We start from the raw sequence: 11,914 nt of genomic DNA, 5'->3' as shown, positions 1-11,914 counted from the left end.
CCGCGCCGCAGCGCCCGCAGGCGCCGCACCGCCAGGACGGCCACCCCGGGCGCCCGCCGGTCGGGCTGCGCCCGGGTGCCGCCCCGTTGTCCCCGCACCAGCGGCCCTGACCCGACGATGACCGCGCACACCGACCAGGAGGGGCCGTGACGCTCCCGGGGACCCGCCCCGGTCCCGGACCCCTGACCACCGGCGGCATCACCGTCAGCATCGCGCTGCCGCCCCTGCCGTTCACCGGCGCGCCACCCACCGAGCGGCGCCGGGTCGAACTGGGCGGCGGCACGCTGCTCGTCGCGCTCGGTTCCCTCGTGCTGCTGGCGCTGTTCGTCGGCACGTCGACCGCGACGCTGGTCGTGGCCGCCATCCTGGGCGTCGGCCTGGTCATCGCCGCCGTCCTGCTGCCGGCGGTGGCGCTGACGCTGCTGGTGGTCACCGAGTTCGGCAACGTCAGCGGCGTGTTCGTCGCGCACGGGCTGCCCGGCGTCTTCACCCCGCTGCTGGGCATCGGCCTGCTGTCGGTGCTGGTGGCCGTCCGCTCCGCGGAGAACCGCGCCCGGCTCGCCACCGTGCCGCGCGCGCCCGCCCTGCTGCTGGCCGTCTACATCGCCGCGGTCATGCCCGCCGTCATGCTCAGCTCCGACCCGACCGCGACCGCGGAGAAGGTCCAGGAGCTGTGGGTCGACGGGCTGTTCCTGGTGCTCGTGCTGATCCTCGCCCGGCTCGTCGAACGGCCGTGGGCGGTCGCCGCGATGATCGTCGCGCCGCTCGTCGCGATCGCCGCGATGACCGTGCTCAACCAGCTGTTCCTGCAGGAGACCGAGGGTTTCTGGGGGTTCGCCCGGATCAGCAAGGCCCTCGGCGAGATGACCACCACCCCGCGCTACGCGGGCCCGATGGAGGACTCCAACTTCTGGGGCCGGGTGCTCATCCTGGGGCTGCCGATGGCGCTCGCGCTGGCCCACCGGGCCGTCGCGGCCAAGCGCAGGCTCCCCACGACCGGCTGGATCGCCTCGGTCGCGCTGCTGCTCGGCGCGGTCTACCTCACCCAGTCCCGCGGCACCCTGATCACCGCCGCCGTCGCGACCGTCGTCTGGGTCGTCGCGAGCGGCCCGGCGGTGCGCAAGCGGGCCCTGCTGACGCTGCCCGTGCTCGCGTTCGTCCTGCTGCTGCCGGGCATCGGCGACCGGCTCGTCAACGTCAGCGAGGCCTTCGAGGACGCTCCCGCCTACTCGAAGGACCCGTCGATCGTCGAGCGCGGCGTCGCCGGGCAGATCGCCGGCCAGATCTGGCGCGAGCACCCGCTGCTGGGCACCGGCCTGGCCACCTTCGCCCACGAACTCGACGACTACGCCGCCCGCCGGCCCGACCTGCTCATCGGCGTCACGACCGCCACCCACAACCTCTACCTGGAGATCCTCTCCGAGACCGGGGTCGTCGGGCTGGCCGGCTGGATCGTGCTGATCGGTGGCTGCGTGCTGCTGTCGGTGCAGTCCATCGTCCGGCTGGCCGGGGCCCCGCGCGACGGGCCGGACGGCGCGCCCACCAGAGCGCTCGCCGCCGCCACCCTCGCCGCCGTGGTGGCGTGGTCGCTGGCCAGCCTGTTCCTGCACCTCGCGCTCGTCCGCACGCTGTGGGTGGTGCTCGCGCTCGCCGGGCTGCTCTACACGCTCACCAGGGAGAAGTACGCGCCCAGCGGGTCGGCGCTGGTCGCCAACCGCAACGCGGCGCGGGGGCTGCGCACCGGGCTCGGTGTGAGCGCGGTGCTCGTCGTCGCCGGGTCCGCCGTCGGCGGCACCATCCTCTACAACCTCAGCGAGCTCACCTACACCGCCCGCGCCGCCCAGACCCTCGTCCCGGCCGCCGGCACCTACTACTCCTACGGCCTCGACATCCGCTCGCGGCGACCGGTGCTGCCCGCCTACGCGGCGATGATCCAGGGCGAGCAGTCCCGCTCGGTGCTCAAGGTCGACGCCGAACCGGCCACCGGCCTGGTCACCTTCGTCGGCACCGGCAGCAGCGAGCAGGAGGCCAAGGCCCGCGTCAACGCCGCCATCACCGCCGCACCGACGGCGCTGCGCCAGTACGGGGCCGACCGCCAGTACGACATGGTCGAGGTCTCGCCGGCCGAGGTCGAGGCCGACCGCACCTTCCCGCGGCAGGCGATCCTGCTGGCCGGCGGCGCGGTCGTCCTGGAGCTGCTGTTCTGCCTGGCCGTGCTGCGGCTGGCCCGCCGCCGGACCCGATGAGGGGAGCACCGATGTCCCACAGCCCGCTGCGGGTCGCCCACCTGATCCACTCGCTCGGCCCGGGCGGGGCCGAGAACGTGCTGGTCGAGCTGGCCGCGGCGGCCGACGCCGGCGGCCTCGACCCCGTCTTCGTCGCGCTCTCCCCGCACCCCGACCCCGTGCACGCCCGCACCCTCGCCGCGATGGGCTTCCCGGTCGTCCAGCTCGACCTGCCGCGCTGGGACCCCCGCGCGGTCAGCAAGGCCGTCCCGCTCCTGCGCGGCTACGGCGTGCGGGTCATCCACACCCACCTCAAGCACGCCGACCTCGTCGGCGCGCTCGCCGGGACCCGGCTGAAGGTGCCGGTGGTGTCCACCCTGCACGTCATCGAGGACGCGCCGGCCACCCGGCTGGCCCGCTACAAGCGCACCGCGGGGCTGCTCGGGCGACGCCGCTTCGCCACCCGCACGCTGGCCGTCTCGCACTCCCAGATGCGCTGGTACCAGCAGCTGTCGGGGACGACAGAGGGCATCGAGGTGCTGCCCAACGGCGTCGCCGACCCCGGCGTCCCGGACGCCGCCGACCGCACCCGCATCCGCGCCTCCCTCGACGTCGCGGACGACGGGCTGCTGATCGGGTCGGCGTCGCTGATGCGCCCGGAGAAGGGGCACCACCTGCTGCTGGACGCGGTCGCCCGGCTCGACCCCGACCTGCCGGTGACCGTGGCGCTGGCCGGCGACGGTCCGCTGCGCGCCGAGCTGGAGTCGCGGGTGGCGGCCGACCCGCTGCTGGCGCGGCGGGTGCGGTTCCTCGGGTACCGCGACGACGTGCCCGTGCTGCTCGGGGCCACCGACCTGGTGCTGCACACGAGCCTCGCCGACGCGCTCCCGACGACGCTGATCCACGCGCTCGCCGTCGGGGTTCCGGCCGTGGCGACCGACGTCGGCGGCATCCCCGACATCGTCACGCCGGAGACCGGGCTGATCGCGCCCACCGAGCCGGCCGCCGTGGCGTCCGCCGTGCAGAAGCTGGCCACCGACCCGGCGCTGCGGGCCCGGCTCGGGGCTGCCGGGCGCGAGGTCTTCCTTGAGCGGTTCGAGGCGCGGGGGTGGGTGGAGCGGCTGCGCGGGGTCTACGACCGGGCGCTCGCCGGGCGCGGCTGACTGCCCGAGTCGCTACCGGCGCTTCGGGGGACCTCGCAGACCCGGGTGTGTCCTCGCAGCCCGCCGGCGCGCTGCGAAGGCACACCCCGCGCTGCGACACGCACCCAGCCCTGCGGGGACCACCCCACCGGTTATCACCATTCGCCCGCCCCGGCCAACACCCCCCGTGGGGGTCGCGGTCCCCGCGCCGAGCGCGCAACGACCGGCACCGGGACCGACCGGGAGCCCGGAGCGACTACGAACCGGGCGCCTGCGCACCCGCGAGGCCCTCGGAGAAGCGGCGGGCGACGGCCGTCCAGGACGAGGTCTCCGCCAGCCACTCGGCGCCCGCCCGGCCGTACTCCTCGGCGCGACCGGAGTCGGACAGCAGCGCGATCAGGGCTTCGGCGAGGGCCGGGGCGTCGCCGGGCGGGGCCAGCAGGCCCGAGACGCCGTCGCGGACGACCTTCGGGATGTCGCCGACGGTGGTCGCCACCACCGGCCGGTCGAACGTGAACGCCAGGTGCGCGACGCCGCTCTGGCTCGCCCGCAGGTACGGGATCGTCACCACCCGGGCCGCGCCGAACAGTGCGGGGATCTCGGTGTTCGGGACGTAGCCGGGGCGGGTCGTCACCCCGCCGGCCGCCCTCGCCTTCGCCTCGATGGCGGCCCGGTCCGCCCCGCCGATCGCGCCGGCGACCACCAGCTCGGCGTCGGGGACGGCGGCGCGGACGGCCGGCCAGGCGTCCAGCAGGACGTCGATGCCCTTGTAGGCGGTCCACAGGCCGAAGAACAGGGCGACCGGGCGGGTCCCCGAGACCGGGGGGACGGGGGCGTCGCCGCGCAGGGCCGACTCGTCGCCGTGCGGGATGACGATCACCGGGCCGCTGGGCCGCCAGTGCTTCAGCAGCCGGTCGCGGGCCTCGTCGCCGAGGGTGAAGCACAGGTCCATCGCCCGCCACGCGGCCGGCAGCGCCCGGTCGAACACCGGGCCGGCCTTGGCCTTGGTGGTGTCGGCGTCGGTCATCACCCGGGGTTCGTGGGCGACGATCCCCAGGGTCGCGCGCGGCAGCAGCCGGTCGAGCGCGAGCACGCCGAGGGCGTCGAGGGCGAAGCGCCAGGTGGAGAAGAACACGGCGTCGGGGCGGTCGCGGCGCAGCCGGGCAAGCAGCACCAGCCAGGCCAGCACCAGCTGCCCGGCGCGCAGCACCCGGCGGGCCTTGCGCAGCAGCGGGCCGCGCGGCTTCTCGTCGAGCGGGTGCCAGGTCGGCAGGGCGGCGTGGATGCGGAAGCCGGGGTGGCCGGCCGACAGCTCCGGGCGCGGGCCGGTGTAGAGGTGCACGTCGTGGCCCTGCTCGGCGAGCGCCTCCCCCAGCTGCGCCGCGAACTGGAACAGCCCGCCCGACGGCGAGAACTCGACGAACGCGATCCTGGCCATCAGCCGGCCGGCGGGAGCGTGCGCACCCAGTCCAGGGTCCGGCGCAGGCCCTCGGTCAGCGCGATGGGCGGGGCCAGGCCGAAGTCGGCGCGGGCGCGGGAGACGTCCAGGCAGCTGCGCAGCAGCTCGCCGGCCCGCGGGGCGTCGTGCACGGGGACGAAGTCGGCCGGGTCGACGCCGGCCGCCTCGGCGATCGCCGCCACCAGCTCCAGCAGCGAGACCTCCTGGCCCGTGCCGATGTTGAACACGTCGTGGGTGAGGCCCTCGGCCCGGGCCACCGCCAGGTTCGCCGCGGCGATGTCGCCGACGAAGACGTAGTCGCGGGTCTGCGTGCCGTCGCCGAAGATCGTCGGGCGGCGGCCGTCGAGCACCGCGCCGCAGAAGATCGCGATCACGCCGGCGTCGCCGCGGGGGTCCTGGCGGGGGCCGTAGACGTTGCCGTACCGCAGCGTCACGACGTCCAGGCCGTGGTTCTCGCCGAACCAGCGCGCGTAGCGCTCGGCGGTGTTCTTGCTCATCCCGTAGCCGGAGATCGGCGCGGCGGGCGAGGTCTCCGGGGTCGGGACGACCTCGGCCACCCCGTACATCGCGCCGCCGGTCGAGGTGTTCACGACCCGCCGGGCGCCGGCCGCGGCGGCCGCGGAGAACACGTTCAACGACCCGACGATGTTGACCGAGGCGTCGTGCGCGGGCTCGCTCATCGAGCGCCGCACGTCGATCTGGGCGGCCAGGTGGAAGACCAGGTCGGGGCCGAACGAGGTGACCTCCTTGGTCAACCGTTCGCCGTCGCGGATGTCCAGCTCGACCAGCCGGGCCGCCCCGGCGCCGATCGCGGCCTCCAGATTGGCCGGGAAGCCGTGGCTCATGTCGTCGACGACGAGCACCTCGGTGCCGTCGGCGACGAGGGCGTCCACGATGGTGGATCCGATGAAACCGGCCCCGCCGGTGACGACTGCGCGCACGGGCTCACCATAGTGGACTTACCGTCCGGTAAGACGCAGCTCACCGGCCCGTACAGAGCACAATCTTCCCACCCGGTCAGCCCACCATAATGAGCCCATGTCGCGCACCGAGAAGCTCGCCGCTCTCGTCTGCACCGCGGGGCTCGACCGGCTCGCCCGGCTCTCCTGGCGCGGACTGCTGATCTTCAACTACCACCGCATCGGCCGGCCCGACGAGTTCGACGACCCCGACCTGTTCAGCGCGACCGTCGACGACCTCGACACCCAGGTCGCGCTGCTGGCCGACCGCTTCGAGATCGTCGCGGCCGGCGCCGCCGACCTGCGCGACCCCCGCCCGTCTCGGCGCATCGCGCTGACCGTCGACGACGGCTACGCCGACGAACTGCTGGCCGCGCAGGTGTTCGCCGCGCACGGCGTGGTCGGCTCGTTCTTCGTGACCACCGGCTTCGTCGACCACCCCCGGCACGCCTGGTGGGACGAGATCGCCTACCTCTCCCGCGGCGTGCCGACCGAGGGCCTGGCGCCGAGCGAGTGGCTGCCCGAGGGCCTCGACCCGGCGGGGCGCTCGGCCGACGACGTGCGCCGGCTCGTCAACGGCGCCTACAAGAAGCGGGCCGGCGCGCGCGGCGAGGAGTTCCTGGACTGGCTGGCGGGGGCGACCGGGCGGGAGCGCCCGGACGCCGGCGAGGCCGGGAAGCGCTGGATGAGCTGGGACGACGTGCGCGGCCTGCGCCGCGCCGGCATGGAGGTCGGCGGACACACCGTCACCCACCCGATCCTGTCCACGTTGGACGCCGACGCCCAGCGCGTCGAGGTCGGCGACTCGGTCCGCAGGCTGCGGGAGGAACTGGACGAGGACGTCGACACGTTCGCCTACCCGGTGGGCGCGTCCGACAGCTTCGACGACGCCACCCGCACCGCCCTGCGCGAGGCCGGGGTGCGGCGCGCGTACAGCTTCTGCGGCGGGCTGAACGGGCGCCGCGGCACCGACCCGTTCGACGTGCGGCGGGTCGGGGTGTTCGGCGAGAGCGCCACGGTGATCCGGGCGACCGCGGCCCTGCCGGCGATCTTCGGCGCCCCCCGCCGCTACGCGTGACGCCGTCGAAAACGAACTTGTCGCTCATTTGAATCGATTCAGAACCACCACAACTTCGTTCTCGACGGGAGGGTTGCCATGTCGTTGGTGAGCCGGGTGCTGGCCCAGCCGAGGGAGGTCGTCCCGGCCGTGCGCGGGCTGCTGGGGCCCGCGCGCCGGGCCACCAGCTGCGCGTCGCCGCCGCGCGTGCGCGGGAAGGTGTCGCTGACCAACTCCGGCGCCCTGCACATCGGCCGCGCCCTGACCATCGACGGCATGCCGGTCCCGACCAAGATCGAGGTCAGGGCGGGCGCCGAGCTGCGGATCGGCACCGGCTGCTTCCTGAACTACGGCGTCGACATCGTGGCCGGGGCGCGGATCACCCTCGGCGACTCCGTGCTGGTCGGCCCCCTGGTCAGCATCGTCGACGACGACATGCACCAGATCGAGCCGGGCCGGGAGCGGCGCCGGGCCCCCATCACCATCGGCGACGACGTGTGGCTCGGCCGCGGCGTCATCGTCCTGCCCGGCGCGACGATCGGCGACCACTCGGTGATCGCCGCCGGCTCGGTCGTCCGCGGCGAGATCCCGCCGAAGGTCGTCGCCGGCGGCACCCCGGCCAAGGTCCTGCGCGAGCTCGACATCCCCGACGGCTGGCGCCGCATCTGACGCGCCCCGGTCAGCCGGTGGAGGCGCGGCGGGCCGGGCTGACGGTGGGGTCGGCGAGGGTGGCCAGACCGTTGCGGATGCCGTCGGCGAGCACGTCGACGTCGGGGAAGGCGTCGAAGTCGGCGTTGATGCCGAACGTCAGGTTGTCCAGGTACGAGTAGATGCCGATCGACACCCGGCTGCCCATGTTGATCGGCACGTAGGCGTGCAGCTCCTGCATCCGCCGGCCCAGCACGTAGAGCGGGCGCCGCGGCCCGGGCACGTTCGTCGTGGTGACCTGCATGAACGGCTGGCTGGTGCGGGCCGCGACCCGGGTGCCGGCGGCCATCAGGGCCGGCGCGACGAACTCGCCCATGGCGATGATGGCGCGCGCGTCGACCACGCCCATCATCCGCTTGTGCGCGTCCATCTGGCGCCGCAGCGACGCGAGCCGGGCGAGCGCGTCGGGTTCGCCGACCGGGAGGTCGACGAAGACCGCCGAGATCTGGTTGTTCAGCGCGCCGCGCTCGTCGGGGCGGCGCACGGAGATCGGCACCATCGTGCGCACCACGACGCCCTCGTCGAGCTCGTCGCGGGCGGCCAGCAGGTCGCGGAAGCCCGCGGTCACCGCGGCCAGCACGATGTCGTTGACCGTGCCGCCGTGCGCCCGGCGGACCCGCTTGACGTCGTCCAGGGTGGCGTCGACCCACACCCAGCGTCGGTGCGGGCCGATCGGACCGTTGAGCGAGCGCGGGGTCGGGGTGCTCATCCGCCGGGCCAGACCGGGCACCAGCGCCCCCAGCGCGCGGCCGCGGCGCAGCAGGTCGGCGGGGTCCTGGGCGGCCTGCAGCAGCCCGCCGGCCAGCCGGCGCACCGGCTGCTCGACGAGCTCGCGCACGCCCCCGGCCAGCGCGGCGACCGACGACGGGCCCGACTCCGGCGTCCAGTCGACCGGCTTCGGGTGCGGGGCGTCCGGGTCCACGTCGAAGATCAGCTGCAGCAGGTCGGTGCCGGAGACGCCGTCGACCATGCAGTGGTGGACCTTCGAGATGATGGCCCACCGGTCGTCGGCCAGGCCCTCGACCAGCCACACCTCCCACAGCGGCTTGGCCATGTCCAGCCGCTGCCCGAGCACCCGGCCGGCCAGGTTGCGCAGCTGCTCGGCGCTGCCCGGGCGCGGCACCGCGGTGTGGCGTACGTGGTAGAGGATCTGGAAGTGCTCGTCGTCGACCCAGAGGGGGCGGCCGACGTGCAGCGGGACGGTGCGCACCCGCTGGCGGTAGCGCGGCACCTGGGGCAGCTTGCCCAGCAGCAGCCGGACCAGGTCGCCGTAGGTGGGCGCCGGCCCCTCGAACACCGACACGGACCCGACGTGCATGGGGGTGTTCTCGCCCTCGGCGAAGAAGAACCCCGCGTCGGTCGCGCTCATCCGGTCCACGTGCCGCTCCTCGCCGTCGAGGTACGTGGACCGAAGCTACGAGCGCGGCAGGGTGATCGCAATGCGACCGGGCGTCAGGCGTAGACGATCTGGACGCGGCGGTTGAGGGTGCGGCCGGCCTCGGTGGCGTTGTCGCCGACGGGCTCGGTCTCGCCCTTGCCCGTCGCGGTGACCGCGACCGCCGGACCCAGCGCGGCGGCCAGCTCCACGCGCACCGCGTCGGCCCTGGCCTGCGACAGCCGCAGGTTGTAGTCGTCGGCGCCGCGGTCGTCGGTGTGGCCGACGACGTCGATCCGCGTCGTGCCCGCGGCCCGCAGCATCGGGACGAGCCGGGCGAGCTCGTCGCGGGCGCGCTGGGTCAGCACGGCGCGGTCGAAGTCGAACATGAGGTCGGCGGCCATCTCGACCGTGCCGCCGCCCTCGACGACGGCCCCGTCCGCGGTCGCGGTGGGGAACACGATGTCCTCGACGGGGTAGACCGCGTTCGGCTTGAGCAGGGGCGGGTCGATCCGCACGTCCGTGCCCGCGCCGCCGGCCAGCGCCGTGGCCGGTGCCGCGACCGCCACCGCGACGGCGGCCGCGCAGGCCGCGACCCAGCGCGCCGGCCTCACCGCTGCACCCGGACCCCGGTGAACTCCCCGACCTGCGGCACGTACACGTTGACGACCTCGACGTCGGGCGTGGGCGCGGCGAAGGTGGCGGTGAGGATGGCGCCGTCGCCGGGGTGCACGAACACCCCGGAGAGCCCGCCGCTGCACAGGCACTGGCCGTCCGGGTTGCGCCCGGGCAGGTGGCGGGTGGTGTGCACCGGGTCGACGACGTAGACGCCGTCGACGGCGTCCAGCGCGTCGGCGGCGGTGGCGCCGTCGCTGAAGAAGTCGGCGACCTGCCAGCGTTGCGGCGGCGCGTCGCCGCGGGCGGGCGCGTTCGTGTTGCGGGCGGTGAAGGTGACCTGCAGGACCTGCTCGACCACCCGCACCTCGTTCAGGTCGACCCGCACGGCCACCGGCGGGCCGTCGGCGCTGTCGACCGCGTAGCGCGAGCCCAGCACCGGCAGCTCGGCCACCGGCTCCGCCGCCCCGGGCGCCACTGCGGCGCCGGTGCCCGACGCACCCTCACCCCCGACCGCCTGCGTGCAGCCGACCAGCGCCGCGCCCGCCACCAGAACGGCGAGCAGCCGCGCCACCCGCCGTGAGACCTTCGTCGCCAACGCCATTCCCCGTTCCCCCTCGGCCGACAGGCTAGGGGCAGGTGATGGGCGCGCGGCGCCGATGACGCATTCCGGCCAGAAATACCGTAGTACTACGCAGCAGCACTAGGCAGCGAGCGATTCCGGGATTCGCCGGGTCGGGACTCAGTCGAACGTGCCGTGGCCCCGGCGCAGCCGCAGCGGAACCCAGAGCCAGGTGAACCCGGCCAGCGCCAGCAGGGCGCCGGTCGCGCCCAGCGCCCAGCCCCGACCGACGGCCATGTCCAGGACCAGCAGCAACCCCGACGACAGGGTCAGTGCGAGCGAGGTCAGCCCGGCCAGCGCGAACCGGTGCCCGCTGGCCACCAGCTCGCGCTTGAGCCCGCGCTGGAACAGGATCCGGTGCGCGGCGACCGGGGCCAGCAGCAGCGTCGAGCTGACCGCGGCGCAGATCAGCGTCACCATGAACACGGCCTGCTGGAATGCGTCGAGGTCCGCGAAACGCGCGCTGAACGACAGCGTCAGCAGGAAGCCGAACAGGATCTGCACGCCGGTGAACACCACGCGCAGTTCCTGGAGCAGTTCGGCGAAGTTGCGGTCGGCGCGGTTCAGCGGGCCCTCGTCGCGCTGCTCGGAGTTCCAGGCGTCGTCGCGCAACACCGGCAGCGCGTCCGCCTCGACGTTCCTCACTCCGGGTCCTCCGGTCGCCTCGGGACGGGACACATCACCGGATCGGGGTACCCGACGAGCGGGCGCCGCACACCACGCCCGGGACGCACTGCTACAACTCGTAGTGTGATGAGCCGTAGCGGTCGCGGCCTGGCCGCCGTCCAGGCGGTCGTCTTCGTCGACCTGCTCGGCCTGACGCTCGTGCTGCCCGCGCTGCCGTTCCACACCCTGGCCCTGGGCGGGAGCGGCCTGTGGCTCGGCGCGGTGGTGGCGGCCTACTCGGCGGCCCAGATGCTGGCCGCGCCCGCGCTCGGACGCCTCGCCGACCGCTGCGGCAGGCGCCGGATGCTGCTGGTCGCGCTGGCCGGCTCGACGGCCTCGCTGCTGCTGATGGGACTGGCCCCGGCGCTGTGGGTGCTGGTCGCGGCCCGGCTGGTGGCCGGGGCGTGCGGCGGCAGCATCGGCGTCGCGCACGCGCTCGTCGCCGACCTCACCGAACCCCACGAGCGCACGACGGCGATGGGCCGGATCGGCATGGCCGTCGGCGCGGCGTTCACGGTCGGGCCGCTGGTCGGCGCGCTGGGCGCCACCGCGGGACTGCCGGCCATGGCGATCGCCGGGGCCGCGCTGGCCGCGGCGGCCTGGCTGCTGGCCTGGCGCACGCTGCCCGACCCCGACCCGCGCGGGCGACCCGATCGCGCCGCGGCGCCGGACGTGCCGCACCCGCCGTGGGCCCTGCTGACCGTCGGGTTCCTCGGGATGTGCGCGCTGGTCGGCATGGAGACGACGGTCGCGCTGCTGGCCGGCGACCGGTTCGGCGCCGGCCCGGCGTTCGTCGGCGTGCTGCTCTGCCTGGCCGGCCTGGCCATGACCCTGGTGCAGGCCCGGCCGCTGGTCCTCGCCGTGGGCCGCTGGGGCGACACCCGGGTGGCGACGGGTTGCGCCGCGGCGATGGCCGTCGGGCTCGCCGCGATGCCGGTCGTCGGCGCGGCCGGCCTGGTCGCGGCCGTCGTCGTCGTGGCGGCGACGCAGGCGGTGCTGGCCACCACCACCACGAGCCTGCTCTCCCGCACGGTCGACGCCGGCAGCCGCGGCGCGCTGCTCGGGCGGGCGCAGGCGGCCGCCGCC

General features: G+C 75.0%; 11 protein-coding genes. 5 read left to right on the top strand and 6 right to left on the bottom strand.

Annotation, left to right across the window (positions count from 1 at the left end; all coding sequences use genetic code 11):
• Window positions 1-146 precede the first annotated feature (146 nt).
• Complete coding sequence (locus KIK08_RS42065; RefSeq protein ID WP_214407333.1) at window positions 147-2,246, top strand: O-antigen ligase family protein; 2,100 nt, start codon at window positions 147-149, stop codon at window positions 2,244-2,246.
• Between the two features lie 11 nt (window positions 2,247-2,257).
• Window positions 2,258-3,388: a glycosyltransferase family 4 protein gene (locus tag KIK08_RS33505; RefSeq protein ID WP_250558355.1), complete on the top strand. Its 1,131-nt coding sequence runs from the start codon at window positions 2,258-2,260 to the stop codon at window positions 3,386-3,388.
• Between the two features lie 235 nt (window positions 3,389-3,623).
• On the opposite strand, the gene KIK08_RS33500 is transcribed toward KIK08_RS33505, so the two are convergent.
• Both KIK08_RS33500 and KIK08_RS33495 read right to left on the bottom strand, forming a co-directional pair.
• Window positions 3,624-4,805 carry a glycosyltransferase family 4 protein gene (locus tag KIK08_RS33500; protein ID WP_214407332.1) on the bottom strand — a complete coding sequence of 394 codons (1,182 nt, stop codon included), beginning with the start codon at window positions 4,803-4,805 and terminating at the stop codon, window positions 3,624-3,626.
• Complete coding sequence (locus KIK08_RS33495; RefSeq protein WP_214407331.1) at window positions 4,805-5,767, bottom strand: NAD-dependent epimerase/dehydratase family protein; 963 nt, start codon at window positions 5,765-5,767, stop codon at window positions 4,805-4,807. Before KIK08_RS33495 ends, KIK08_RS33500 begins: the two co-directional genes overlap by 1 nt.
• 97 nt (window positions 5,768-5,864) lie before the next feature.
• Between KIK08_RS33495 and KIK08_RS33490 the strand changes: the two genes are divergently transcribed.
• Both KIK08_RS33490 and KIK08_RS33485 read left to right on the top strand, forming a co-directional pair.
• Complete coding sequence (locus KIK08_RS33490; protein WP_214407330.1) at window positions 5,865-6,863, top strand: polysaccharide deacetylase family protein; 999 nt, start codon at window positions 5,865-5,867, stop codon at window positions 6,861-6,863.
• Between the two features lie 78 nt (window positions 6,864-6,941).
• The gene (locus KIK08_RS33485; RefSeq protein WP_214407329.1) at window positions 6,942-7,511 is read left to right on the top strand and encodes a DapH/DapD/GlmU-related protein; all 570 of its coding nucleotides are present in this window, start codon (window positions 6,942-6,944) and stop codon (window positions 7,509-7,511) included.
• A 10-nt stretch (window positions 7,512-7,521) separates the two neighbouring features.
• On the opposite strand, the gene KIK08_RS33480 is transcribed toward KIK08_RS33485, so the two are convergent.
• The 4 genes from KIK08_RS33480 to KIK08_RS33465 all read right to left on the bottom strand — a co-directional run bounded on the left by KIK08_RS33480 (window position 7,522) and on the right by KIK08_RS33465 (window position 10,807).
• Window positions 7,522-8,919, bottom strand: a complete 1,398-nt coding sequence (locus KIK08_RS33480; RefSeq protein ID WP_250558354.1) for a WS/DGAT/MGAT family O-acyltransferase — start codon at window positions 8,917-8,919, stop codon at window positions 7,522-7,524.
• A gap of 83 nt (window positions 8,920-9,002) precedes the next feature.
• Window positions 9,003-9,539: an OmpA family protein gene (locus tag KIK08_RS42060; protein ID WP_214407327.1), complete on the bottom strand. Its 537-nt coding sequence runs from the start codon at window positions 9,537-9,539 to the stop codon at window positions 9,003-9,005.
• Window positions 9,536-10,114, bottom strand: coding sequence for a hypothetical protein (locus KIK08_RS33470; protein WP_214407326.1), 579 nt, complete (start codon window positions 10,112-10,114; stop codon window positions 9,536-9,538). The genes KIK08_RS42060 and KIK08_RS33470 overlap by 4 nt, the downstream gene beginning before the upstream one ends.
• A gap of 168 nt (window positions 10,115-10,282) precedes the next feature.
• Window positions 10,283-10,807, bottom strand: coding sequence for a DUF6328 family protein (locus KIK08_RS33465; protein WP_214407325.1), 525 nt, complete (start codon window positions 10,805-10,807; stop codon window positions 10,283-10,285).
• 108 nt (window positions 10,808-10,915) lie between these two features.
• Here KIK08_RS33465 and KIK08_RS33460 point away from each other — a divergent pair.
• A partial coding sequence (locus KIK08_RS33460) for an MFS transporter (protein WP_214407324.1) occupies window positions 10,916-11,914 on the top strand: 999 nt, incomplete at its 3' end.

Origin of the sequence: Pseudonocardia lacus (assembly GCF_018531445.1) — a bacterium.
Classification (GTDB): domain Bacteria; phylum Actinomycetota; class Actinomycetes; order Mycobacteriales; family Pseudonocardiaceae; genus Pseudonocardia; species Pseudonocardia lacus.
The sequence above is the reverse complement of the archived record's forward strand: the minus strand, read 5'-3'. Positions and strand labels throughout refer to the sequence as shown.